The sequence below is a fragment of the Pantoea trifolii genome, from assembly GCF_024506435.1.
Taxonomy (GTDB): Bacteria; Pseudomonadota; Gammaproteobacteria; order Enterobacterales; family Enterobacteriaceae; genus Pantoea; species Pantoea trifolii.
This window is the reverse complement of sequence record NZ_JANIET010000001.1, coordinates 1,503,969-1,529,767: the sequence shown is the minus strand read 5'-3', so window position 1 is coordinate 1,529,767 and position 25,799 is coordinate 1,503,969. Positions and strand designations below refer to the sequence as shown.

The 25,799-nt window shown below is 55.1% G+C and carries 20 protein-coding genes; 9 read left to right on the top strand and 11 right to left on the bottom strand.

Annotated features, from left to right (window positions below):
- Positions 1 to 8 precede the first annotated feature (8 nt).
- Genes NQH49_RS07005 through ssuB form a run of 4 tightly spaced genes read left to right on the top strand, consistent with a single transcriptional unit; the run spans position 9 to position 3,713 of the window.
- The gene (locus tag NQH49_RS07005) at positions 9 to 977 is read left to right on the top strand and encodes a sulfonate ABC transporter substrate-binding protein (RefSeq protein ID WP_305961171.1); all 969 of its coding nucleotides are present in this window, start codon (positions 9 to 11) and stop codon (positions 975 to 977) included.
- Between the two features lie 2 nt (positions 978 to 979).
- Positions 980 to 2,125, top strand: a complete 1,146-nt coding sequence (gene ssuD / locus NQH49_RS07000; protein ID WP_008102354.1) for an FMNH2-dependent alkanesulfonate monooxygenase — start codon at positions 980 to 982, stop codon at positions 2,123 to 2,125.
- Positions 2,126 to 2,136: 11 nt separating this feature from the next.
- The gene (ssuC, locus tag NQH49_RS06995; RefSeq protein ID WP_256696108.1) at positions 2,137 to 2,925 is read left to right on the top strand and encodes an aliphatic sulfonate ABC transporter permease SsuC; all 789 of its coding nucleotides are present in this window, start codon (positions 2,137 to 2,139) and stop codon (positions 2,923 to 2,925) included.
- Entirely contained in the window at positions 2,922 to 3,713 is a 792-nt protein-coding gene (gene ssuB / locus NQH49_RS06990) for an aliphatic sulfonates ABC transporter ATP-binding protein (RefSeq protein ID WP_256696107.1), read from the top strand. The genes ssuC and ssuB overlap by 4 nt, the downstream gene beginning before the upstream one ends.
- Positions 3,714 to 3,752: 39 nt before the next feature.
- On the opposite strand, the gene pepN is transcribed toward ssuB, so the two are convergent.
- The gene (gene pepN / locus NQH49_RS06985; protein WP_256696106.1) at positions 3,753 to 6,368 is read right to left on the bottom strand and encodes an aminopeptidase N; all 2,616 of its coding nucleotides are present in this window, start codon (positions 6,366 to 6,368) and stop codon (positions 3,753 to 3,755) included.
- Between the two features lie 252 nt (positions 6,369 to 6,620).
- Between pepN and pncB the strand changes: the two genes are divergently transcribed.
- The 4 genes from pncB (at position 6,621) to NQH49_RS06965 (ending at position 12,190) form a co-directional block, all read left to right on the top strand.
- Positions 6,621 to 7,826: a nicotinate phosphoribosyltransferase gene (gene pncB, locus NQH49_RS06980; RefSeq protein ID WP_256698389.1), complete on the top strand. Its 1,206-nt coding sequence runs from the start codon at positions 6,621 to 6,623 to the stop codon at positions 7,824 to 7,826.
- 152 nt (positions 7,827 to 7,978) lie between these two features.
- Positions 7,979 to 9,379: an asparagine--tRNA ligase gene (gene asnS / locus NQH49_RS06975; RefSeq protein WP_256696105.1), complete on the top strand. Its 1,401-nt coding sequence runs from the start codon at positions 7,979 to 7,981 to the stop codon at positions 9,377 to 9,379.
- A 299-nt stretch (positions 9,380 to 9,678) separates the two neighbouring features.
- The gene (ompC, locus tag NQH49_RS06970) at positions 9,679 to 10,800 is read left to right on the top strand and encodes a porin OmpC (RefSeq protein WP_305961170.1); all 1,122 of its coding nucleotides are present in this window, start codon (positions 9,679 to 9,681) and stop codon (positions 10,798 to 10,800) included.
- 199 nt (positions 10,801 to 10,999) lie between these two features.
- The gene (locus tag NQH49_RS06965) at positions 11,000 to 12,190 is read left to right on the top strand and encodes an amino acid aminotransferase (protein WP_179451358.1); all 1,191 of its coding nucleotides are present in this window, start codon (positions 11,000 to 11,002) and stop codon (positions 12,188 to 12,190) included.
- A gap of 45 nt (positions 12,191 to 12,235) precedes the next feature.
- Here NQH49_RS06965 and NQH49_RS06960 read toward each other — a convergent pair whose 3' ends face one another.
- The 7 genes from NQH49_RS06960 to cmoM all read right to left on the bottom strand — a co-directional run bounded on the left by NQH49_RS06960 (position 12,236) and on the right by cmoM (position 22,912).
- Complete coding sequence (locus tag NQH49_RS06960; RefSeq protein ID WP_256696104.1) at positions 12,236 to 12,868, bottom strand: MBL fold metallo-hydrolase; 633 nt, start codon at positions 12,866 to 12,868, stop codon at positions 12,236 to 12,238.
- A 36-nt stretch (positions 12,869 to 12,904) separates the two neighbouring features.
- Positions 12,905 to 13,456 carry a peptidoglycan L,D-endopeptidase MepK gene (locus NQH49_RS06955; protein ID WP_008102370.1) on the bottom strand — a complete coding sequence of 184 codons (552 nt, stop codon included), beginning with the start codon at positions 13,454 to 13,456 and terminating at the stop codon, positions 12,905 to 12,907.
- Between the two features lie 187 nt (positions 13,457 to 13,643).
- Positions 13,644 to 15,473 carry a L,D-transpeptidase LdtD gene (gene ldtD, locus NQH49_RS06950; RefSeq protein WP_256696103.1) on the bottom strand — a complete coding sequence of 610 codons (1,830 nt, stop codon included), beginning with the start codon at positions 15,471 to 15,473 and terminating at the stop codon, positions 13,644 to 13,646.
- Positions 15,474 to 15,629: 156 nt separating this feature from the next.
- Entirely contained in the window at positions 15,630 to 20,096 is a 4,467-nt protein-coding gene (mukB, locus tag NQH49_RS06945; RefSeq protein ID WP_256696102.1) for a chromosome partition protein MukB, read from the bottom strand.
- Positions 20,093 to 20,827: a chromosome partition protein MukE gene (mukE, locus tag NQH49_RS06940; protein WP_256696101.1), complete on the bottom strand. Its 735-nt coding sequence runs from the start codon at positions 20,825 to 20,827 to the stop codon at positions 20,093 to 20,095. The genes mukB and mukE overlap by 4 nt, the downstream gene beginning before the upstream one ends.
- Positions 20,808 to 22,130, bottom strand: a complete 1,323-nt coding sequence (gene mukF, locus NQH49_RS06935; RefSeq protein WP_007887410.1) for a chromosome partition protein MukF — start codon at positions 22,128 to 22,130, stop codon at positions 20,808 to 20,810. Before mukF ends, mukE begins: the two co-directional genes overlap by 20 nt.
- A gap of 11 nt (positions 22,131 to 22,141) precedes the next feature.
- Positions 22,142 to 22,912, bottom strand: a complete 771-nt coding sequence (gene cmoM / locus NQH49_RS06930; protein WP_154192122.1) for a tRNA uridine 5-oxyacetic acid(34) methyltransferase CmoM — start codon at positions 22,910 to 22,912, stop codon at positions 22,142 to 22,144.
- A 124-nt stretch (positions 22,913 to 23,036) separates the two neighbouring features.
- On the opposite strand from cmoM, the gene elyC reads away from it, so the two are divergent.
- Complete coding sequence (elyC, locus tag NQH49_RS06925; RefSeq protein WP_256696100.1) at positions 23,037 to 23,822, top strand: envelope biogenesis factor ElyC; 786 nt, start codon at positions 23,037 to 23,039, stop codon at positions 23,820 to 23,822.
- Here the strand turns inward: elyC and NQH49_RS06920 are convergent.
- The 3 genes from NQH49_RS06920 to NQH49_RS06910 all read right to left on the bottom strand — a co-directional run bounded on the left by NQH49_RS06920 (position 23,802) and on the right by NQH49_RS06910 (position 25,734).
- Entirely contained in the window at positions 23,802 to 24,695 is an 894-nt protein-coding gene (locus tag NQH49_RS06920) for a YcbJ family phosphotransferase (RefSeq protein ID WP_256696099.1), read from the bottom strand. The two genes, elyC and NQH49_RS06920, sit on opposite strands and share 21 nt — an antisense overlap.
- Before the next feature lie 110 nt (positions 24,696 to 24,805).
- Positions 24,806 to 25,555: a 3-deoxy-manno-octulosonate cytidylyltransferase gene (gene kdsB, locus NQH49_RS06915; protein ID WP_256696098.1), complete on the bottom strand. Its 750-nt coding sequence runs from the start codon at positions 25,553 to 25,555 to the stop codon at positions 24,806 to 24,808.
- Positions 25,552 to 25,734 (bottom strand): Trm112 family protein, encoded by a 183-nt coding sequence (locus tag NQH49_RS06910; protein ID WP_007887424.1) that lies wholly within the window; start codon positions 25,732 to 25,734, stop codon positions 25,552 to 25,554. Before NQH49_RS06910 ends, kdsB begins: the two co-directional genes overlap by 4 nt.
- Positions 25,735 to 25,799 lie beyond the last annotated feature (65 nt).

Genomic DNA, 25,799 nt, shown 5'->3' with positions numbered 1-25,799 from the left:
GAAGAGAGATGAAAAGGATATTGACGGGTTTACTTATGCCAGCCGTAGCGGCACTGCTCACCTTGAGCGTGAATGCACAGGCTGCCGATGCACCCGAACAGTTGCGCATCGGTTATCAGAAAGGCTCGGTGAGCATGGTTTTAGCGAAAACCCACAAGCTGCTGGAGCAGCGCTTCCCGCATACCAATATAAAGTGGGTAGAATTCCCGGCGGGCCCGCAGATGCTCGAGGCGCTTAACGTCGATAGCATCGATTTGGGCAGCACCGGCGACATCCCGCCGCTGTTTGCCCAAGCTGCGGGTGCCGATCTGCTTTATGTCGGTTCGGAACCGCCGAAGCCACAGGCCGAAGTGATTCTGGTGCCGAAAGATAGCCCGATTCACAGCGTGGCCGAACTGAAAGGTCATAAAGTGGCGTTCCAGAAAGGCTCCAGCTCGCACAACTTGCTGTTGCGGGCGCTGGAACAGGCCGGATTGAGCTTTAAAGATATCCAGCCAACCTATCTGACGCCCGCCGATGCACGCGCCGCGTTCCAGCAAGGTGACGTCGATGCCTGGGCGATTTGGGATCCTTACTACTCAGCCGCCCTACTGCAAGGCAACGTGCGCGTGCTGGCCGATGGCAGCAAACTCAATCAAACCGGTTCCTTCTATTTAGCCACGCGCAAATACACCGAGGCGAACGGCGCCTTCGTGCAGCAGGTACTGAATACCTTCAGCGACGCCGATGCATTAACGCGCAGTCAGCGCGACCAGAGTATCGATCTGCTGGCAAACGCCATGGGCTTACCGAAACCGGTGATCGCCAGCTATCTCGACCATCGTCCACCCACCACCATTACGCCGGTCAGCGCCCATACCGCGCAGGCCCAACAGCAAACGGCCGATCTGTTTTATGCCAATCATCTGATGCCGGTCAAAGTGAATATCGCTGACCGCATCTGGCATCCACAATCCGCCCAGCCCAAAGGAAATTAATCATGAGCGTATCCGTATTTTGGTTTCTCCCGACGCACGGCGATGGTCACTATCTTGGCACAGCGGAAGGTTCGCGCCCGGTTGATCATGGTTACCTGCAACAGATTGCGCAGGCAGCGGATCGCCTTGGCTTCGGCGGCGTGCTGATCCCCACCGGCCGCTCCTGTGAAGATGCCTGGCTGGTGGCAGCATCACTGATTCCGGTGACGCAGCGTCTGCGTTTCCTCGTTGCACTGCGACCGGGCGTGATTTCGCCGACGCAAGCGGCGCGTCAGGCCGCCACGCTGGATCGTCTGTCGAATGGTCGCGCGCTGTTTAATCTGGTTACCGGCGGCGATCCGGAAGAGTTGGCCGGCGATGGCGTGTTCCTCGATCACCGCGAACGCTATGAAGAATCGGCCGAGTTTACCCGCGTCTGGCGTCGCGTTAGCGAAGGCGAAACCGTCGATTACGAAGGCAAGCATGTGAAGGTGCGCGGTGCGCGTCTGATGTTTAAAGCGGTGCAGGAACCGCGTCCGCCGCTGTGGTTTGGCGGATCGTCGGATGCCGCGCAGGATCTGGCCGCCGAGCAGGTTGATGTTTATCTCACCTGGGGCGAACCGCCCGCCTTAGTTAAAGAGAAGATTGAGCAAGTGCGCGCCAAAGCGGCAGCGCAAGGCCGCACCGTGCGCTTCGGGATTCGTCTGCACGTGATTGTGCGTGAAACCAATGAAGAAGCGTGGCAAGCGGCGGATCGCCTGATTGCCCATCTTGATGATGCCACCATTGCTAAAGCGCAGGCGGCGTTTGCGCGCACCGATTCAGTGGGCCAGCAGCGCATGGCCGCACTGCACGGTGGACGTCGCGACAAGCTGGAGATCAGCCCGAACCTGTGGGCCGGTGTCGGTCTGGTACGCGGCGGCGCAGGCACCGCGTTAGTGGGCGATGGCCCAACCGTGGCGGCGCGCATGCAGGAGTATCAGGATCTCGGCATCGAGACCTTTATTCTCTCCGGCTATCCGCATCTGGAAGAGGCTTATCGCGTGGGCGAGTTGCTGTTCCCGCACCTCGATCTGGCGATTCCGGAAGTACCGAAGCCGCGTGTGGTACAAGCGCACGGTGAAGCGGTGGCTAACGATTTCACGCCGCAAAAAGTGTCACAGAGCTAAAGGAGCCGATCATGGCGAACGTTAAAACCAAGCTGAGTAATGCCGTGCTGCCCTGGGTTTTGCCAGTGGTGCTGATTGCGGTGTGGCAACTGGCATCGCAAGTGGGTTGGCTGTCGACGCGCATTTTGCCGTCGCCAGAAAATATCCTCATCACCTTCTGGAAACTGACTGCCAGCGGTGAACTGTGGCAAAACCTGGCGATCAGCAGCTGGCGTGCCGCCATCGGTTTCTCCATTGGCGGCTCGATTGGTTTGATTCTGGGATTGATTACCGGCACCTCGCGCGTCGGTGAACGCTTGCTGGATACCTCGGTGCAAATGCTGCGTAACGTGCCGCATCTGGCGCTGATTCCGCTGGTGATTTTGTGGTTTGGCATCGACGAATCCGCCAAAATTTTCCTCGTGGCGCTGGGCACCTTGTTCCCGATTTACCTCAACACGTATCACGGCATTCGTAACATTGATCGGGGTTTAGTTGAGATGGCGCGCAGCTACGGCTTGTCTGGCTGGAGTCTGTTCATTCAGGTGATTCTGCCGGGTGCGCTGCCTTCGATTATGGTTGGCGTACGTTTTGCCCTTGGCCTGATGTGGCTGACGCTGATTGTGGCCGAAACCATTTCCGCTAACTCCGGCATTGGTTATCTGGCGATGAACGCGCGTGAATTCCTGCAAACCGACGTGGTGGTCGTTGCCATCATTCTCTATGCCCTGCTCGGCAAACTGGCTGACGTTGCGGCACAACTGCTGGAGCGCGTCTGGTTGCGCTGGCATCCGGCTTACCAATTGAAGGAGAACGCATGAGCAACGTAACCCTGAATCCGGCGCGTTTAAATCGCGGTACGCCGGTGGGTGTGAATGGCGTCAGCAAGCAATATGGCGACCGCACCATCCTGAATAATATCGATCTGCACATTCCCTCCGGACAGTTTGTCGCCGTCGTCGGTCGCAGCGGCTGCGGGAAAAGTACCTTGCTGCGTCTGCTGGCGGGACTCGAATCGACCACGCGCGGTGAGTTACTGGCTGGCAATGCGCCGTTATCCGAGGCACGCGAAGATACGCGTTTGATGTTCCAGGATTCACGCTTGCTACCGTGGAAAAAGGTGATGGATAACGTTGGGCTGGGACTGAAAGGCCGCGAATGGCGCGCCGCCGCGCTGGACGCGCTGGAAGCCGTGGGCTTGGCGGACCGCGCCAACGAGTGGCCTGCCGCGTTGTCCGGCGGACAGAAACAGCGTGTGGCGCTGGCACGTGCGCTGATTCATCGCCCAGGTTTGCTGCTGCTCGATGAGCCGCTCGGTGCGCTGGATGCGTTGACGCGCATCGAAATGCAGGGATTGATTGAGTCGCTGTGGCAACAGCATAACTTCACCGTGCTGCTGGTGACGCACGATGTCAGCGAAGCGGTGGCGATTGCCGATCGTGTGCTGCTCATCGAGGAAGGACAGATTGGCCTGGATTTGAACGTCGATTTGCCACGCCCACGCCGCCGCGGATCGGCACGTCTGGCGGAGCTGGAAGCGGAAGTGCTGGATCGGGTGATGAAGCGGGGCTCGTCGGAACAGCCGTTGAAGTTTGCGCAGCAGAGTTAATGATAGAGGTCGCCATAAATGGCGACCCCATGGTTACTTTTACGCATTCAACGCTTTGGTGATCTTCTCGTACAGATCGCCAGACAGCTTATCCAGCCCTTTCAAGGTTTCCAGCGCCTTACGCATCAGCGCCTGACGATCGGCATCGTAGCGTTTCAGGCGAATCAGCGGCTCGATCATGCGTGCAGCCACTTGCGGGTTGCGCGTGTTCAGATCGGTCAACATCTCCACCAGGAACTGATAACCGCTGCCATCTTTGGCGTGGAACGCCGCTGGATTGCCTGAGGCAAACGCACCAATCAGTGAACGAATACGGTTCGGGTTGCCCATGGTGAACGAACGGTGATTCAGCAGCTTACGCACGTTGCTCAGCACATCCGCCGCTGGGCTGGTGGCTTGCAGCACAAACCATTTATCCATCACTAAACCATCCTGATGCCAGCGCTCATCATAGGCCGCCAGCAGTGAATCGCGGCACGGCAGGTTCGCCGCTACCGCTGCAGCCAGCGCCGCTAATGCGTCGGTCATATTATTCGCCTGCTGATATTGCGCTTGCACCAGCTTGTCGGCCTGTGCCGCATCGGCAAACGCCAGATAGCCGAGGCAGACGTTTTTCAGCGTGCGCTTGCCAATCTCCGCATGCTCAATTTTGTATTCGCTGCTTTGGTTGGCCAGATAGAGCGCAAAGAATTCGTCACTCAACTCTTTAGCCAGCGTGCGCACCAGCGCATCGCGCACCGCCGAAATCGCCAGCGGATCGATAACATCAAACAGCTCGGCGATTTCATTTTCAGACGGCAGCGAGAGAATCAACGCTTTCAGCGCCGGATCGCCCTGCTCATCCAGCAATACCGCGCGGAACGCATCGGCCACATGCAGCGGCAGCGACAGCGGCTGGCCCTGCTGATGACGCGCGACGTTGAGGCGAATGTAGGTTGCCAGCAGGCTTTGTGCCGCGTCCCAGCGCGCGAAGTCGTTGCGTGCGTGGCGCATCAGGAAGGTGAGTTGCGCATCGCTCCATTTGTAGTCGAGCTTCACTGGCGCAGAGAATTCACGCAGCAGCGACGGCACCGGCTGGAAATAAACGTTATCGAAAATAAAGGTCTGGAACTCTTCGGTAACGTTCAGCACGTGATGCACCGGATGACCATTATGCTGCAGCGGAATCACTTTGCCTTCGTTATCGTACAGTTCGATATCCAGTGGAATGTGCAGCGGCAGCTTCTCTTTCTGCTCGGCGGTGGCCGGCGTGCGCTGAGTGACGTGCAGCGTGTATTGCTCCAGCTCTGGATTGTAGTCATCACGCACCGTCAGAATTGGCGTGCCAGCCTGGCTGTACCAGCGACGGAATTGTGACAGGTCAACGTTCGACGCATCTTCCATCGCCTGCACGAAATCATCACAGGTCGCCGCGCTGCCGTCGTGACGTTCGAAATAGAGTTGCATGCCTTTCTGGAAGTTCTCTTCGCCCAGCAAGGTGTGCATCATGCGGATCACTTCTGAACCTTTTTCATACACGGTTAAGGTGTAGAAGTTGTTCATCTCGATCACCTGATCCGGACGGATCGGATGCGCCATTGGGCTGGCGTCTTCCGCGAACTGCGCACCGCGCATTACGCGTACGTTATCGATACGGTTCACTGCGCGCGAACCGAGATCGGAGCTGAACTCCTGATCGCGGAACACCGTCAGACCCTCTTTCAGGCTGAGCTGGAACCAGTCGCGGCAGGTCACGCGGTTGCCGGTCCAGTTGTGGAAATATTCGTGACCGATGACCGCTTCAATACCGAGGTAATCTTTGTCGGTAGCGGTTTCAGCTTTCGCCAGTACATATTTGGAGTTGAAGACGTTGAGGCCTTTGTTCTCCATCGCGCCCATATTGAAGAAATCCACCGCGACAATCATAAAAATGTCGAGGTCGTACTCAAGGTTAAAGCGCTCTTCATCCCACTTCATGCTGGCTTTCAGCGAAGTCATCGCCCAGTCAGCACGATCGAGATTGCCGCGATCGACAAAGATTTCCAGCGCCACATCGCGGCCAGAGCGGGTAGTAAAACTGTCGCGTAGCACGTCGAAATCACCCGCCACCAGCGCAAACAGGTAGCACGGCTTCGGGAACGGATCCTGCCACTTCACCCAATGGCGGCCATCTTCATGGCGACCGCTCTCCAGCTTGTTGCCGTTGGAGAGTAAATAAGGATAACGCGCGGCATCGGCAATGATGGTGGTGGTGAAGCGCGCCAGCACGTCCGGGCGATCGAGATACCACGTAATGTGGCGGAAACCTTCGGCTTCGCATTGGGTACAGAGCGCCTCGCCAGATTGGTATAACCCTTCCAGCGCGGTGTTTTTATCCGGATGAATGTCATTAATGATGGTCAGAGTGAAGTTATCCGGTAGCTGGCTGATGAACAACGCGCCCTCTTCTTCGCGGTAATGCGACCACGGATTGCCATCCACCGCCAGCGATACCAGCGTGAGATCTTCGCCATCCAGACGCAGTTCCGCATCGGCAGCGCCAATACGCTTCACCTGACTGACCGCCGTGACGCGCGTCGAAGCCGCGTCCAGATCAAAAGTCAGGTCGATATCGGTAATGGTGTAATCCGGCGCACGGTAGTCGTGGCGATATTTAATTTGCGGCTGTTGCGTCATAAGTCCTTCTCGCATCGTTATTCGTTAATATGTTGACCCGTCAAAGTCTAAGCGGGTTGTGCCTCGGTTGCCACGGTCAATGCGTGCGTTCGTTGAAAAGGCTACAATTCATTAACAATGGCACAAATGCCCCTCGACCTGCCACCCGCAATTGTGGTGTGATCGCGGTCATTACTGTTTTATACTCCTGCGTCTTTATGACCTTATTGAACACCGGGCTCTGCTCCGCGGAAGAGGATGCTGAAACGCACCATGACTGGACATGCTTCCCCGATTTTGACCACGCTGCTTGATACCGATGCGTACAAGCTTCACATGCAGCAGGCCGTCTATCATCGCTATTATGATGTCCCGGTTACGGCGGAATTTCGCTGCCGTGGCGACGAACTGCTCGGTATTTATGCGGATGAGATCCGCGCACAAATTGAAACCCTGCGAACGCTCGCCCTGAGCGACGATGAGTATCACTATCTCAGCGGGCTGCCTTTCTTCCAGAGCGATTACCTTAACTGGCTGCGTCAGTTCCGCCTCGATCCTTCACAAGTCAACGTGCGTAACAACTACGGCCATCTGACGATTCAGATCAGCGGGCCGTGGCGTGAAGTGATTCTGTGGGAAGTGCCGCTGCTGGCGCTGATCAGTGAGGTGGTGCATCGCCATCGCACGCCGCAGATGGGTGTGGATCAGGCGGTTGCGCACTTGCAGCATAAGCTGGTGGATTTCCGTCAGCAGGTCGGCGAATTGGATATGTCATGCTTCCAGCTGATGGATTTCGGTACGCGTCGTCGTTACTCCAAAGCGGTGCAGGAAGCGATTGTCGCGACGCTCAAAGCGGAGTTTCCGTGGCTGGTTGGCACCAGCAACTACGATTTGGCGCGTCGCCTGCAGCTTAATCCGGTGGGTACTCAGGCGCATGAATGGTTTCAGGCGCACCAGCAAATCAGTCCAGTATTGGCGAACAGCCAACGTGCGGCACTGCAATCCTGGCTGGACGAGTATGACGATCAATTAGGTATCGCCCTGACCGACTGCATCACCATGGATGCCTTCCTGCGCGACTTTGGTCCTGGCTTTGCTCATCGTTACCAAGGCCTACGCCATGACTCTGGCGATCCGGTGGAATGGGGTGAAAAAGCCATTGCCCACTATCAGCGTCTGGATATCGATCCAAAAAGCAAAACGCTGGTGTTCTCGGATAACCTCAATCTGGACAAAGCGCTGGCGCTCTATCGTCACTTTGGCCAACGGGCCAACGTGGTGTTCGGTATCGGAACGCGCTTGTCATGCGATATTCCCGGCGTGACGCCGCTGAATATCGTGATCAAACTGGTGAGCTGCAATGGCAAACCGGTAGCAAAACTCTCCGACAGTCCCGGCAAAACCATTTGCCAGGATAAAGCCTTCGTGCGCGCCTTGCGCAAAGCCTTCGATCTGCCGCTGGTTAAAAGAGCCAGCTGATTCTTATTGCAGGGTGCTTGCACCCTGCTCTCACGCAACAAATCTCCTGTTTACACGGCAATTTTGCTTGTTTCCTGTCGGCTCGCAAGTAACATAGCAAAACCCTGGAAAAGGGCTTTTATCCACCTTCTTTTATATATAGAGAGAACTTTATGAGCGTTGTGCCTGTAGCGGATGTACTGCACGGCCGTGTCGCGGTTGACAGTGAAGTCACCGTACGTGGTTGGGTACGTACCCGAAGAGATTCCAAAGCTGGTCTTTCCTTTATCGCCGTTTACGACGGTTCCTGCTTTAATCCCGTTCAGGCCGTCGTCAATAATTCTCTGAATAATTATCAGGATGAAGTGCTGCGTCTGACCACCGGTTGCTCGGTGATCATTACCGGCAAAGTGGTCGAATCGCCAGGCGAAGGCCAGGCCTTCGAGCTGCAGGCAACCAAGGTTGAAGTCACCGGTTGGGTCGACGATCCGGATACTTATCCGATGGCGGCGAAACGTCACAGCATCGAATACCTGCGTGAAGTGGCGCACCTGCGTCCGCGCACCAACCTGGTGGGTGCCGTGGCGCGCGTGCGTCATACGCTGGCGCAGGCGCTGCATCGCTTCTTCCACGAAAATGGCTATTTCTGGGTTTCGACTCCGCTGATCACCGCTTCGGATACCGAAGGTGCTGGCGAGATGTTCCGCGTTTCGACGCTGGATCTGGAAAATCTGCCGCGCGATCCGCAGGGCAAAATCGATTTCGATAAAGACTTCTTCGGTAAAGAAGCGTTCCTGACCGTATCCGGCCAGCTCAATGCCGAAACCTACGCCTGCGCGCTGTCGAAGGTGTATACCTTTGGCCCGACTTTCCGCGCAGAAAACTCCAACACCAGCCGCCATCTGGCGGAATTCTGGATGCTGGAGCCGGAAATTGCTTTTGCGACGCTGGATGATGCCGCAGCTCTGGCTGAATCTATGCTGAAATACGTGTTCCAGGCCGTTCTCAACGAACGTGCTGATGACATGGCCTTCTTTGCCGAGCGTGTTGATAAAGATGCGATTGCGCGTCTCGAACGTTTCGTGACTACCGACTTTGCTCAGGTGGATTACACCGATGCGGTTGATATTCTGCTGAAAAGCGGTCAGACCTTCGAAAACCCGGTTTCATGGGGCGTGGATCTGTCATCAGAACACGAGCGTTACCTCGCAGAGCAGCATTTCAAAGCGCCAGTGGTAGTGAAAAACTATCCGAAAGACATTAAAGCCTTCTATATGCGTATGAACGAAGATGGCAAAACCGTGGCGGCGATGGATGTTCTCGCACCGGGCATCGGTGAAATCATCGGTGGTTCACAGCGTGAAGAGCGTCTGGATGTGCTGGATGCGCGTCTGGCAGAAATGGGCCTCAATAAAGAAGATTATTGGTGGTATCGTGACCTGCGTCGTTACGGCACCGTGCCACATGCTGGCTTCGGATTAGGTTTCGAACGATTAATCGCCTATGTCACCGGCGTACAAAATGTAAGGGATGTTATCCCCTTCCCACGTACGCCACGCAACGCGAATTTCTAAATTTAGCGATTAATTATAAGTAATTCATATATATAAAGAGGTCGGCCTAGCCGGCCTTTTTTTATTTTTGTAAATTTAGAGTTCTCTCACAAAGTTCCCGATATTTTACATTTTGTAATACATATTTTCCTTTTGATACCCAATCGAGAGATTTGAATCATTTTCGGGCTAGAATTAGCAACCCTGTGATGGAAAGATGCGTGCAGACACAGGAGACATCAAACTTCTTTCAAGGTTCTGTAAAGATTTCTTGGCAGCAGTGGCAGATGTCCAAATAACTCCAATGAGGGTAATAAATAATGATGAAGCGCAACATTCTTGCAGTGGTTATTCCAGCTCTGTTAGCTGCTGGTGCAGCAAACGCAGCAGAAATTTATAATAAAGACGGCAACAAACTGGACCTGTACGGTAAAGTCGATGCGCGCCACACTTTCTCTGATAATGCCAGCAGCGATGGCGATGCAACGTATGTTCGCTTCGGTTTCAAAGGTGAAACTCAGATTAATGACCAACTGACCGGTTACGGCCAGTGGGAATACAACATTCAGGCTAACAACTCTGAAGGCGCTAGCGATGCTCAAAATGGCAACAAAACCCGTCTGGGCTTTGCCGGTCTGAAAATTGCCAATGTTGGTTCGTTCGACTATGGCCGTAACTACGGTGTAGGTTACGACCCACTGGCATGGACCGACGTTCTGCCAGTATTCGGTGGTGACTCGGGTTACTCTGATAACTTCATGGTTGGTCGTTCTAATGGTCTGGCAACCTACCGTAACAATGATTTCTTTGGTCTGGTTGATGGACTGGCATTTGCTGTTCAGTATCAGGGCAAAAATGAAGAAGGCACTAACGCTAACAGCCGTAGCCTGAGCCGTGCTAATGGCGACGGTTGGGGTACTTCTCTGACTTATACCTCTGACATCGGTGTTGGCGTTTCTGCTGCATACACCTCTTCAGACCGTACTAATGGCCAGGAAGCATCCTTCTATGGCAACGGCAGCAAAAAAGCTGACGCATGGTCAACCGCTCTGAAATATGATGCGAACAACGTATACCTGGCAGCAATGTACGGTGAAACCCGTAATTCAACTTGGATTTCAACTGATGCTACCGATATTGCTCCAGCCCGAGGCGGCGCAATCAATAAAGAGCAGAAGTTCGAAGCAGTTGCTCAGTACCAGTTCGACTTCGGTCTGCGTCCATCCCTGGCATACGTCCAGTCTAAAGGTAAGGACATCGAGACCTGGGGTGATCAAGACATCTATAAATACGTTTCTGTTGGCGCGTACTACTACTTCAACAAAAACATGTCTACCTATGTTGATTATCAAATCAACCTGATGGACGAAAACGACTTCACCCGCGCGGCTGGCATCTCTACTGATGACACCGTTGGTGTTGGTCTGGTATACCAGTTCTAATCACCCGATTAGATTTGCGTAATACCTAAAAACGGAGCCTTCGGGCTCCGTTTTGCATTTCAGTGATCGGCTTCGCAATTAGCTTTTCTACTTTATCCTGCCGACATATTTCTTTTTTATATCAGCGGTTGGCAAGCGTGCCGACTGACGTTAACCTGATAGCTCATTTCGCTAAAGTTCACCCAAACGGAACTGACTCATGTTTGAATCGATCTCTGCCGCACCCGCCGATCCTATTCTGGGACTGGCTGACCTTTTTCGTGCCGATGACCGCACGAATAAAATCAATCTTGGCATTGGTGTTTATAAAGATGAAACCGGTAAAACGCCGGTCCTCACCAGTGTTAAAAAAGCTGAGCAGTATTTGCTGGAAAATGAAACCACCAAGAACTACCTGAGCATTGATGGTCTGGCGGATTTCGCACGTTGCACGCAGGAGTTACTGTTCGGCAAAGAGAGCGCACTGATTTCAGCCGGTCGCGCCTGCACCGCACAAACGCCAGGCGGCACCGGTGCCCTGCGCGTTGCGGCAGATTTTCTGGCAAACCAGACCAGCGTGAAGCGTGTTTGGGTGAGCAACCCAAGCTGGCCGAACCATAACAATGTGTTCAACGCCGCTGGCCTTGAAGTGTGTGATTACGATTACTACGATGCAGCAAGCCACAGCCTGGATTTCGACGCTATGGTGGCATCACTGCAGGAAGCCAAAGCGGGCGATGTAGTCCTGTTCCACGGCTGCTGCCACAACCCAACCGGCGTTGATCCTTCTGCAGAGCAATGGCAGCAGTTAGCGCAGCTATCGCAAGAGAAAGGCTGGCTGCCGCTGTTTGATTTCGCCTATCAGGGCTTTGCTCGTGGTCTGGACGAAGATGCGGAAGGGCTGCGTATTTTCGCCGCTTCACATCAGGAACTGATCGTTGCCAGCTCTTACTCGAAGAACTTCGGTTTATATAACGAGCGTGTTGGTGCATTAACGCTGGTCGCTGCGAGCAGCGACGTGGCCAAAACCGCGTTTAGCCAGGTGAAATATACCATTCGCGCCAACTACTCTAATCCGCCGTCACACGGTGCGGCGGTGGTAGCCACTATTCTGAGCAACGACGCGCTGCGTACCATCTGGATTCAGGAGCTGACCGATATGCGTCAGCGCATCCAGCGCATGCGTCAGCTATTTGTGAACACGTTGGCGGAGAAAGGTGCTAATCAAGACTTTAGCTTCATCATCAAGCAGAACGGTATGTTCTCGTTCAGCGGCCTGACCAAAGATCAGGTGGTACGTCTGCGTGAAGAGTTTGGTGTGTATGCTGTGAACTCTGGTCGCGTTAACGTGGCAGGCATGACGCCTGACAACATGTCGGCGCTGTGTGAAGCGATTGTCGCGGTGTTATAAATCAGGCGGCGAATAACGACAAATGGGCCTAAATGGCCCATTTTTTTATTCTTGCAGGAACGGATTGCTGAGGCGTTCGCGGCCTAGCGTTGAGATAGGCCCGTGACCCGGCACAAAAGTCACATCATCGCCCAGCGGCAGCAGCTTGGTTTTAATCGCATCGATTAGGTCGCTATGGCTGCCTTGTGGGAAATCGGTTCGTCCCACGCCACCGTTGAAAATCACATCCCCTGAGATCAGCAGACGTCCTGCACGATCAAAGAACACGATGTGTCCCGGCGTATGGCCCGGACAAAGCAGTACTTCCAGCACGACATTACCAACCTGCACCGTTTCGCCCTCTTCCAGCCAGCGCTCGGGCGTCAGCGGCGCGCATTCGGGTAATCCAAACATACGGCTCTGTGTAGGCAGATTATCTAACCAGAAAGCATCGAGCGGATGCGGACCGACAATGGGCACCTGATAATGTGCCGCAAGTTCCGCAGCGGCACCGACGTGATCGAGATGTCCATGTGTGAGAAGGATTTGCGACGGCACTAAACCACGTTCTGCCAGCACGGCTTTGATGGTTTCCGCATCGCCGCCGGGATCGACCAATGCGGCTTGTTGGGTTTCGTCATCCCAAATAACTGAACAGTTCTGGGAAAAAGCCGTAACCGGAATAATTTGGTAATTCATAGCGCTCCATGACCGACACACGCAGCGCTGCCGGTATCAGGACCAGTGCCTTGCAGGCCCGGTATCTATGTGTACGAAGTTGCTGCGCGGGTAATATCCTACACCACCGGCGCGCATAGATAACGCCGCTTTGCGAACATTGCTCAATGAAATTCCCTCAATGTGGAAATCCATCGCTTGTCCTTTGGTGTGATAGCTTTTTTTCGCCACGCCCGGACCCGATTCACGCAGCATGGTATTAGTCGCTAACGTGCGGTAACCCGAAATCAACTGCACCGGCTTACGCGTATCCAGCAACGTTTGCAGGCGGTAAAGCTGATCAAAAAGATGGGGATCGATGTTCTTCACCTGATTGGCGCGGTAATCACGGAAAAAGTGATTTAAGCGGGCTAACTCATCCTTGTCATAACGCTTACCGTTAAAAAACTCCGTTTTAAGGGTTTCACCGGTGTGAAGGTTACTAAGTGTCAATACTCGAGGGCGGGCGGTGGAAAGCGAAGCCAGAGCGGAGCCAGGAAGCAGTGATAATCCTGCAGCTGCGCCTCCAATCAAGAGTAATCGACGACGTTGAGAATCAATGTTAGCCATGAAGCGAGGTTACCTAGTCTAAAGCGGATAAAATATGTGCGAAAAATACACAAGGCCGAACATTAACGTCCGCCTAAGACTCAGTCAACCCAGAATATGTTGCAGAAGACCAAAACCAGCTCAAAATCAAATTTTCGAGACTGGTCTTGGTTAAATTCATGTGAAGAGAAAACAGCTAAATCAAGTACTAGAGTAACAATTGACCGGCTTTATACAGCACCTGACTGCCGGAACGCGCAGGGTTATCATAATTGTAAATATCTGTACGATATTGCGGGAGCCCATCATCTGCAACCCAGGCGGTGAGGTAGTAAAGGTTCACTGGGATACGATGGCGAATCGGCACATAACGGGTATTCCCCTCTTTCAACGTGTCCGAAATACGTCCATCATTCCAGCCCACATCCTGCAGTAGCAGATCGGCCAATTCAGAGGCTTTATTGACGCGCACACAACCCGAACTGAGCGCACGAATATCGCGCTGGAACAGAGTATGGTTTGGCGTATCGTGCAGATAGATCGCATCCGAACTCGGCATATTGAATTTGTAGCGACCCAGTGAGTTAGTCGCGCCTGGCGCCTGACGAATGCGATACGGGAAGCTCGCCGCCGACACCATATGCCAGTCAATCATTGAAGGATCGATCACTTCCGCATCCGCACTCCAGCCCGAGAGCAGCGTATAACCGTGCTTATACAGATAGCTCGGATCCTGCTTCACCTTCGGCACAATATCCTGGCGCACCAGCGTGGTTGGCACATTCCACGGTGGATTCAGCACCACATTATTTAGCGCGCTGCGCATCAACGGCGTTTTGCGGTCGGGACGACCCACAATCACGCGTGACGACAATATGGTGGCGCCATTGTTGTAGTAGGTCAGCGAATAGTTGGGAATGTTTACCATGATGCCGTTATGCATATCATCCGGCAGCAGACGCAGACGCTGAATATTAAGCGCCAGCAGCGAGGCGCGCATCTGCGGCGGCACATTCAGCCATTCACGGGTGCGCGGACCAATCGCGCCGTCATCGGCCAAGCCTTGCCAGTGCTGGAAGCGTTTGACGCCCTCCACCAGCCCAGCGTCATAGACGTTGGGACCGGTTGCCGTTGGGTTGGTAGCCACATTATTGGCCACTTCAGGCGTAGCAGCGAGTGCCGGAGCCGCATCAATATCATCAAAGTTTGCCGCAGATGGGCTCACCGCCACCGGCTGATTGCTCTGACTCACCGGAACCGGCGCTGTTGGTACCGCATCTTCCGCTGGCGTTGGCGTAGTGCTGTGGCTGGTGGTCAACATGCCGGTGCGTTGCAGAATCTCACGCAGTGCCGGCACATCATTGCTGATTTGTCCTGGGCGCAGCGTAGCGGTATCACGCAGCTGTGGCCACGGATGATGATCGTTTAGCAGCGTTTTCAAGGCATTGTGCATCGGTGCATATTGCGGATGCTGCGGCTGCAGTGACACCACGAAAGTACGGCTGCCACCGCCATTCACCGCATTCTGCCACTGATTGATGGCCGCCAGCGATGGCATGGTCAGCTTGTACGGCACGTTGCTGTAAAGCCAGTTTTCGCCTTGTGTCGGGACATTGGCAACAAATTGCAGATAGCCGAGCATCGCATCACTGAGCACGATATCGCGCGCCAGACCTTTAATGTTCGGATTGGTCAGCCGCTCCACCCAGCGGGTGAACTGCGGCTGCACGCCTGAGAGAGCCACTTCCGCAAGCTGCTGCTGGAAGGCCTGCACCGCTTGCGGGTCCTGCCATAGCGGTGCCATGTCGCGCGACGCATAAATACCGGCCAAGCCTGGTAGATAGAAGGGTTGTTCAGTGGCGCTAAACGCCTGCTGAATCTGTTGCTGACTGGCAGAAACCGACATCGAGCTGTGATGCGTCGAGTTGGGTAGCGTGGAGGTGATGGCCGCATGGCTGACAGCCAGCGGCGATAATACCATTGACAAACCGAGTGCTACTGCAGCACGACTCATTTTGCGCTTTTTGTTTAGCAACATCCCTGCCCCCTTCTCACCAATGACATAGCGCCCTGTGATCGCCATGTACAGCCATACTCTTAATGTTGAGTATACGAATAAAAAACGGCATCTGCCTCTAAGTGCAGATGCCGCATACAGATTAAACGTAGTGCTGTTTTTTAACCAGATTAAGCGTTATGAATTCTCATATTCAAGACCGACCGTAGGACTTTGATCTTTGCTCGGTGCGGGATCCGCCGAGAAGCCGCGCAGACCGACCACATGTACGTGTTCGGTGTTATTGAACATCTTGCGCACCAGTTTGTAAGTGGTGCCTTTTTCCGGGCTGATGTTCTCTGGTGCCGCGATAATCAGCTGCATCTCCAGACGTTCGCACAGCTCAAACAGCGTGGCGATTGAACGTGCATCCAGACGTGCCGCTTCATCGAGGAATAGCAGACGACACGGCGAGATGTCTTTACCGCGCAGACGACGGGATTCCTCTTCCCAGCTCTGCACTACCATCACCAGAATCGACATCCCGGTACCGATCGCTTCACCGGTCGAAAGCGCGCCACTTTCTGCACGCAGCCAGCCGTCGGAGCCACGGTTCACTTCCACTTCCATCTCAAGATAGTTGCGGTAATCGAGCAGCTCTTCACCGATGGTTTGCGGCGTGCGCTGGCCCATATCAATCTGCGGATTCAGGCGTTGATAGAGTTTCGCCAGCGCTTCCGAGAAGGTTAAGCGGTTGCTGGTAAACAGATCCTGATGCTGTTCATGCTCTTCCGACAGTGTATCCAGCAGCGTTGAGTGCGCTTCACGCACGTTCACGTTGAGGCGCACGCTGCGCACCTGACCAAAGCTCACCGCCTGCAAGCCCTGGTTCAGCTGACGAATACGGTTCTGCTCGCGCTGAATGGTTTTGCGAATGATGTTCGCCGCGCTGCGTGAGCTGATTGCCAGCGTCTGTTCACGCGCCGTCAGCTCTTCGGTCAGACGATTCAGCTCGATTTCCATCTGCTCAATGGCTTCAACGGGATCGTCGGTACGAATGATGTCCTGACGAATACGTTCGCGCAGATGCTGGTACACCGCGATAAAGAACTGAATCTTGCGTTCCGGACGTTTCGGATCTTCCGACATGCGCAGCACATCGCGCAGATGCTCGTTATCCGCTACCGCCAGACGCAGCGCACCCAGCGCCTTATCCGACATCGAACGCAGCTCATCGCCGCTGAGATAGGCCAGTTCACGACGATGCAGACGACGCTCAACGCCATTCTCTTTAACCAGACGCAACACCGTGCACCAGCCGGCTTTCGCGCTGACCACCTGCTCACGAATCTGATGATAATCGCGTTCCAGCTTGCGCAGTTTCTTCTGCAGGCTGTCCATTTCGGCTTCACAGAAGGTGATCTGTTTTTCCAGCTGGTTGCGACGCGCACGGTTGTGGCTCAACGCGCTGTACAGCTCGTCACGACGAATGCGCGCGCGCTCTTCTGCGCTGGCATCGGCATGCACGCCGATATCCTGCATCTCTTGCTGCAACTCTTTCAGCATGTCGCGTTTGGCATCGTAAGAACTTTTCAGCGATGCCAGCACCTGCGAATACTGCGTCAGCTGCGCCTGATGTCCACGCAGACGTTCGCGTGCGCGACTGCGCTCGCCTTCCGCCTGTTCCAGACGCTGACGCAGCTGTTCATTGAGATCGCTGTTGCCGCTCAACATGCCAGCCGAACTTTCATAGCTGAAGTGCGCACGACGCTGTACCACTTCGGTCAGGGCAAAGGCCTGCTGACGCGCATCGCGCTGCTGCTGCTGTGCCTGCTGATAGTCACGCTGCAGCTGATCGTGCTGCTGCGGATCGCTTTGCAGTACAGAAATCAGCGGCTCCAGCTTGCTGAGTTTGCTGCCGTGCTGATGCAGGAAACGCGCGGCTTCCTGCGCTTCTTCCACGCGCTCGCGGATCTCTTCACAACGATCGCCGAGCGTGTCGTCAAGCAGCAGATTCACGCGCGGCAGCAGGCGGTTCAGCTGGCTGACGCCCTCTTTTGCCTGTTCAAACTGCGCACGCTGCTGCTGATTGTCATTTTCATGCTGCGCCAGCGCCCGCTCCAGCTCACCACGGCGGTTGTTAAGCTGACGAATCTGCGCTTCTGGATCTTCATCAAACGCCACCGCTAAATGGCTGCCGATGAAGCGGCTGAAGGATTGATGCAGACGCTGGGTTTTCTGCACATCAAACGACAGTGTGGCATAACGCTCAGCCAGCTGTTCACGTTCGTTATTCAGCAACTCAAGCTGGTTTTCACGCGCCGCGCGTCCAAACAACGGCACTTTCGGGAAGCGAGAGTAGCGCCACTGACGTTCAGCCACTTTCACCACCACTGCTTTTTCCAGCTCTTCGACGCTAAATACGCTGTCGTCAAAGGCTTGCGGATCGCCTTCAATCAGATAGAGATCTTCCGGGCACTCGTCTAAACCGTCGAGCAGGTCGCGCACCAGCGACAGATCCGGCACCACAATGGCGTGGCGCGATGGACCGTATAACGCCGAGAAGTACGGCGCGTCATCCAGCGTAACGTCATCATAAATTTCCGACAGCAGCACGCCGCCAAAACGTTCCGCCAGCTGCGTCAGGCGCGCATCTTCCGCGCCGCCTGGTTGGCTCAGACGTTCAATCTGCTGTTCAACTTCACGCTTACGCGCGGCCAGCTCGTCGCGTTCAACCGTGGTTTCACGCTCGCGCTCCAGCAGTTGCTGCATAAATTCAGTGATCTGCTGGCTGCTGGTCAGCTCCTGACCGGTTTGCTCGCTCAGCTGCGTCAGAATTTCCTGCGCCGCCAGCCAGTGTGGCGCACGCGCGGTCAGCGCGGTGATGCGTTCACGCAGCTGCTCCAGCTCCTGACGCATCAACATGCGGCGTTCACCGGCATCGGCAACGCTGCTATTCAGCTGTTCAATCTGCGCTTCGAGTTCACGCTGCAAGCCATCCAACGCATCCGCATCGTATTGCTGGCCCTGACGTTTGCAGAAATCCGCCAGCAAACGCTCGGCATCATGCTGCTCACGCAGACGTGTTTCTAATTCATTGAGGCGCAGACGCAGCGAGGAGAGTTGTTCAGCATGATGGCGTTGATTGCCGGCGTCACGCAGTAATTCGCGCCCCACTTGCCACGCGTCCTGACGACCCACGTCACCGGCAATGCTGGTCACTAACGCTAACGCTTGCTCAAATTGGCTGTGCGCCGCTTCGGCGACGCTCAGCTTCTGTTCGAGACGCAGCAGGCGTTCGGTGGCTTCTTCTTCACGCGCCTGGAAGGTTTCCTGCCATTCAGCGGCATTATCGATAGATAAATCGGGCAGCTGACACTGCGTGCGTGCTTTCTCCAGCGCCTGCAAGGCTTGCTGATATTGAATGGCACGCGTTTGCTGCACGTCGAGCGCCTGCTGGAAGTCAGCAAGCTGGCTTTTCAGCTCATCCACTTCCACTTCAGCCGCTTCGGCGCGCGCTTCATTCTCTTCCTGTACTTCACGCGCTTCAGCTACAACTTCATTCTGCTCTTCGAGGCGATAGGTCAGCTCTTCCAGATCGGCATCATAACGCTCGATTTTTTCCTGCTGGCGCATGGCGGTTTGCACCAGATTCAGGTGATCGCTGGCGCCCTGATAATCGCTTTCCAGATCGCTTTCGGCACCGTTGTGCTCCGACAATTCACGCGCCATTTCAATATGGCGATACTGCTCGGAAATCAGCTGATTGCGGCTGGTAAACAGCTCATTACGCAGCTGCAGCGCGCCGTCGAGATGAATGCGGCGCTCGTTGGCGTGGCGCATGTAGTCGGCGGAAACATAGCTGGTGGCTTCCGAGATCAGATGCTTAAACAGGTCGCGATCCGATTGGGTGACGCGAATCGCTTCCAACGTCATGCGGTTTTCCCGCAGCGCGGCTTCCATATCCTGGAAGGCTTTACGCACGCCGCCGTTTTCTGGCAGCAGGTAATCGCGCAGCGAGCGGGTAATGGCGCTAGAAATACCGCCGTAAAGAGACGCCTCAATCAGACGATAGAACTTGCTGCGATCGCTGGCGTTACGCAGACGACGCGGCACCACGCCGAGCTCGAACAGTACCGCGTGATAATCGGTGACCGAGTTGTACTGTTTGAACTGCACGCCTTCCTGCGCTTCCACGCGCTCCTTTACTTCCGTCAGCGGCAACACGCGCGCCTGACGGTTATTAAGGATTTCGGTCAGCATATCGGTAGCCTGCGAATCGCTCGGCAAGCCGTGAATACTGAATGGCTTGATATCGACTTTTTTATCGCGTCCCGCCACCTGCTGCAGACGTACGCCAACAATCACGCGTTGATGGCGTGAGTTAACCACATCCAGCACCGAATAGCAGACACCGGCGCGCAGCTTGCCGTGCAGGCCTTTATCGCGCGAACCGGAAGTTGCACCCGCTTCGGTGGTGTTACGGAAGTGCAGCAAGGTTAAGTCAGGGATCATCGCCGTCACAAAGGCGGCCATGGTGGTGGATTTACCCGCACCGTTACCGCCCGAAAGCGTGGTGACCAGTTCATCAAGATCAAAAGTACGGGCAAAGAAGCCGTTCCAATTGATCAGCGTTAGCGAACGAAATTTACCGCGTTCAATCATGCTTGTTCATCCTCCGCGTTATCACTCGCGTCGCTTTCAGCGTCAAAATCGTTATCTGCTTCATCGTTTTCTGCCGCAGCTGGCGCGCTTTCCAGCGTCATCGCTTCACCGTCACGAATCAGGCGCAGCTGTGCTTCACGCGCATCGTCACCGCTGCGCACGTCGGCGCCAAAGCGGAACACCGATTCGGTGATGCGGAATTTGCTGCTGTCGTTGCCCATAAACCACACCATGCCAAGACGGCGCAGGCGGCTCAGCGACGCACGCATTTTTTCCTGCAGCTTGGCGCGGTCAAGATCGGAACCGGTGGAACGCTGATTGACCAGCTTGAGCAGTTTGCTCTCATCGGCCAGCGACAGCAGTTCGTCATACAGCTCTTGTTGGGTAAAAATCCCCTCATTCGCCAGACGTTCCGGGCTGAGATAGAGATAGCAAAGAATTTTGCCCACCATCATATCCAGCTCGGACAGCACCGAGCGCGGGATCAAGGTGGTTGAACGCGGACGCAAATAGAAGAAGCCTTCCGGCGCGCGGATCAGCTCAACGTTGTAACGCGCGTAAAACTCTTCGAGATACTCCTGGTAATCCATCAGGAAGGCGTGATTATCCAGCTCTTCAATGCCAATGTGGCGACCCGCGCGTAACTGGCTATCGAGCGCCGGGAAAATCGGGTTTGCCAGAGCCAATGCCAGTTTAACTGGCATCACTTGTTCAATATTTGTCGATGACATGTGCCTGCACCTTGGCTCCGTAATCATTAATGGCCTGCCATTGCGCAGGCAGACCGGCTAAATCAGCTTCGGCCACGCCGAGTCGCACCGCTTGATCGATGACGATACGCGCCAGATCAAAGTGGCGCGCGCGCGGATACTGCGACAGATAGTCGCGCATCACCGTGGCAAGATGGAGCGGCTTCTGCTCCTGCTTATAAATTTGCAGCGCCTCTTCGATCATCGCGGCCAGCTGCTCACGAATCTCATTAAACTCTTCGTATTCCATTTCCGGCGGCAGCTCGCCCATTACCTCGTCATTACGCAGCGTCATCTCTTCATCACGCATATCGTAAAGACGATCGGCATTGGCGTAGGTCAGCGCCCACGGCTGATCGAAATAGTTTTGCACCGACAGGCGTAAACGCTGCGCAAACACGCGGTTCTTATCCATGTCGATGGCGGTACGAATAAACTTGTGTACGTGGCGGTCGTAGCCGATCCACAGATCGATAGCCTGCTGGCCCCAGCTGATGATGCGATCGAGCTTGTTTTGCAGGTCAAACACCAGCTTATCGACAAAGCCCAGATCCGGGCTGCTTAGCGTCGCATCCTGAATGCGCAGTAAATTGGCCTGCAGCTTATCGCCCGCCGCTTCCAGCGTATCCTGCAGTTCACGTAGCGTACCGGAGGTTTCCGACAGCAACATTTCACAGCTGGAGATCGCCGCGCGCCAGTCTTTGTTGAGCAGATCGGCAATATCGGTTTTCACCGCTTGCTGCTGTTCATCCATCAGGCGCTGCGTCATGTCGATGCTATCGAAGATTTCCGCCACCGAATATTTCAGCGGTGCAAATACGTTGCGATGCCAGTGGAATTCGTCACCGTCTTCTTCAGCGGCGTCTGCGGCACGTTTTAACTCTTGTGCCACAATCGACAACTGCATCGACAGGCGCAGCGTGGAGAACTCGCGCTGACGGATGTAATAGTCGGTAATGCCGATGGCGAGCGGTGTCAGACGATAGATGGCGTGGCCTTCCGTCAGCTCGCTGGTAAAGCGATTAAGCAAGCGCTGACGCACCATGTCATTGATGGCGTTATTGGCACGGACCTGCACGGTTTCGTGGGTTTGTTCGAATGCTTTGCTAACGTGACGAAACGCGTCAATCAGCTCGCCTTCACTCATCTCGCCGTCCATGCGTTCACCGTTTAAGGTGGCGATGGCCAGCAAAAAGGCCAGACGTTCTACCGGCAGCGCAAGCGAAAAATCGTTCTTGCGCGCCCATGCCACCAATTCGGGGACCGTCTGGGAAAATTCGCTCATAGTTGATCCTTCTAGCTGGGTTTGCGCGCGGTCACGTGGATATAGCGCCCTAAACTCAAAAAGGGCTCCTGGCGACAGAAACGCCGTTCCATCTCAATGATTTCCTCAACGCTCTTCCCTGCGCCGGGTTGCGGCTTCATGTAATCACAGAAGACGCGAATGCCCGCACGCCGTTCAATTTCAAATCCACAGTTTGTCAGCCAGCGCGTCACATCGTCGGGATCGCGCGGGAAATCGGGCGACAGCGTGCGCTTTTTACGTTTGCTCATATTGGCGCGCATATAGCCGAAATTGCCGAGCGTCAGGGTGCGGAAGGTTAAGCCGTGCGCGTTGTAAAACATCAACGACAGCACGCCGCCGGGCTTGAGTGTGTGCCACAGCGCTTGGAGCACCTCTTCCGGATGCGCGACCCATTCCAACACCGCGTGAAACAATACCAGATCAACCTGCGTATCCAAATGTTCGCCCACCTGCTGGGCGCTAATTTGTTTGAATTGCATGTTGTGGCTCACACCTGCGGCGAGCGCATGGGCTTCCGCCAGCTTCAGCATCTCAGCAGAGAGATCGCACAGCACCACCTGATGACCGCGTGCCGCCAGCCCGCTTGAGATTTGTCCCACGCCGCCGCCGGCATCCAGCACCTGTAAAGGTCCGGCAGGCAGTGTCGGTAACAGGGCTTCCAGCTCGTCCCAGACAATCGCCTGGCGCACTTGCCCTTTGCGCGTGCCATAAATGTTCTGTGAAAATTTGTCCGCCAGATCGTCAAAGTTACGATCCTGCATGATGATGGCTCCGCTTTGCTGCATTCAACTTGTGCTATTTTGTCACAGGCTCAACAAGAATGAACCTTTCATGCCGCAGTAACCGTCTGGCAGCTGTTTTTTTGGACAAAAGAGGCCATATTCGATGTTTTTCGCATTTAAAAAAGTCATTGGCGGGATGTTGCTCCCCTTGCCGCTGCTGTTATTGCTGATGGCGGCAGGACTTTTACTGCTCTGGTTCAGCCGCTGGCAAAAAAGCGGCAAAATCCTTATCTCTTGCAGTTGGCTGCTGCTGCTGGTGTTAAGCCTGCAGCCGGTTGCGGATCGCCTGCTGTCACCGCTGGAAAATCATTATCCCACCTGGAACGGTAACGAGCCGGTCGATTATATCGTGGTGCTCGGCGGCGGCTATACCTTCAATCCGAATTGGGCGCCGAGTTCGAATTTAATCAGTAACAGTTTGCCGCGCGTGGCCGAAGGCGTGCGTCAGTGGCGGCGCTATCCGCAGGCGAAAATGATCTTTACGGGCGCAGCGGCAGGCGAAAACCCACGCAGCAGCGCCAGCGTGGCGGCCGAAGTGGCGGAAAGTCTGGGCGTACCCTCAAAAGCGATTATTCAGTTGGATCAACCGCGGGATACGATTGGTGAAGCACGCGCGGTGAAAAAGACGATTGGCGAACATCCGTTTTTACTGGTGACCTCCGCTAACCATCTGCCACGTGCGATGCAATTCTTCCAAAGTGCCGGCATGAATCCGCTAGCCGCACCGGCGAACCAGCTGGCGGTGACATCGCCGCTCAATTGGTGGGAACGTGCGATTCCGTCACCGCTGTGGCTCGGTCACAGTGAGCGCGCGATTTATGAAACGCTGGGTCAGATCTGGCAGAAGCTGCGCGGTGACGATCTCACCTCAAGTCAGCCAGGGGAGTAATTGCGCGCGGGCGTGATCGAAACGCGGACGGTCAAACTGTCCGCTGCTGACCAGCGTGTCGACGCAATCCCACAACTGATACAACCAGCGTCGCCAAAGAAAACCTTCCGCCACAGGCGCACGCTGCAGATAGTGTTGCAGGAGTGATGCTTCTGCGCCGCTATCTGCCAGGCGCATCAGATCGTATTCGCGTGGTGCCCAGAGAATGTTGCCCGGCTGCATCATCGCAATCAACTGATCGCTGTGCGCATCTTTCAGCATACTGGCTAAGCGCAAATTGCCGTGCGTCAGCACGCAGGGATCGTCAAAGCCGTTGAAAAGACGCGCTAATAGCTGACGGCTGCGAAATAGAATCTGACGATCTTCCAGCGTGAAAAACGGCGGCGACAGATAACCCAGCGTTGACCACAGCACATCCACCCGCTGGCGATACCATGCGGGCCAGCTATTTTCCTGCACGCTATCCACGCTGCCAACTAAGCCATGACTGTCGATGCGATGCCACGCCAATACGCCTTCGACGATCTGCTCGCACAGCTGTTCCCAGCGTGCTGCGCTGCGTGCCGGAGCTTCCGCCGAGACGCCGTTAAAGCGCGCCATCAGCAACATTTCATGTACCGGCTTTTGCTGGCTGAGCACCAGGCCAAACACAGCGGGCACGGCGATCAAGCCATCATGCCCGAGCATGGTCAGCTTTTTGGCTTCCAGCGCCGCGCGTCCCTGATGACGAAAATACTTTGCCACCAGCGGCATCGGTTTACCGGCGTTATCGTAAAGCGCATATAGCCGCGTGTGCGTCTGCTCGCTAATGGTTTCGAGACGGCTGATGCTTTCACCGAGCACCAACGCGAGTTCTGAACGGAGCTGTTCCATGCAATATCCTCCGAAGTCAAAGGGCTGGAATATGCTGGAGGTGATGGCGGCGCAAAGCTTAGCGCCAGATCAAACTTTAAGGCCAGCGAGAGCCGCTGGCCGGTCGGAGATTAACCCTGCATAGCGAGACGAACCCGCTCAAGGTCTTCCGGCGTATCCACCCCAACACTTGGGATAGCTTTTGCCACCGCGACGTGAATCTTTTCACCGTACCACAGCACGCGCAGCTGTTCGAGCAGCTCAATGTGCTCCAGCGGGCAAGGTTCCCACGCGATATAGCGACGGATAAAACCGGCGCGATAAGCGTAGATACCAATGTGGCGCAGCAGCGTGTCGCCAATCTGCTCGCGCGATTGGGCATAACGCTCGCGATCCCAGGGAATAGTGGCGCGTGAGAAGTAGAGCGCATAACCTTTGGCGTCCATCACCACTTTCACCGCGTTCGGGTTAAAGGCTTCTTCTGCATCGGTGATCGGCACCGCCAGCGTCGCCATTCCGGCTTCGGATTGCGCCAGATTACCTGCTACCTGACGTACAATTTCCGCCGGGATCATCGGCTCGTCGCCCTGCACGTTAACGATGATGGTGTCGTCGGCAAACTGATACTTTTCGATCACTTCGGCCAACCGCTCGGTGCCAGACTGATGATCGACTCGCGTCATGCACACTTCACCGCCGGCTGCGGTTACCGCCGCCGCCACATCCGGATGATCGGTGGCGACAATCACGCGATCGGCACCCGATTCACGCGCGCGTTCCATGACGTGCAGCACCATCGGTTTACCCTGAATATCCACCAACGGTTTGCCGGGCAGACGCGTTGAAGCATAACGCGCAGGAATAATGGCAACAAAACTCATGGATGGATCTCTTCAACAGACAGCGTACGCGCTTCCACTTCCAGCAGCACTGGAATGCCGTCACGTACCGGATAAGCCAGGCCATCTGGTTTACAGATCAGCTCTTGCTGCTCTTTGTTGAAATAGAGTTTTCCGTTGCATACCGGGCAGGCAACGATTTCGAGTAAACGGTGATCCATAATCTTCTCCATTCAGGACCGATTCAGACGGTTAGCATATCATAATAGCGTGCGCAGGAATGGCG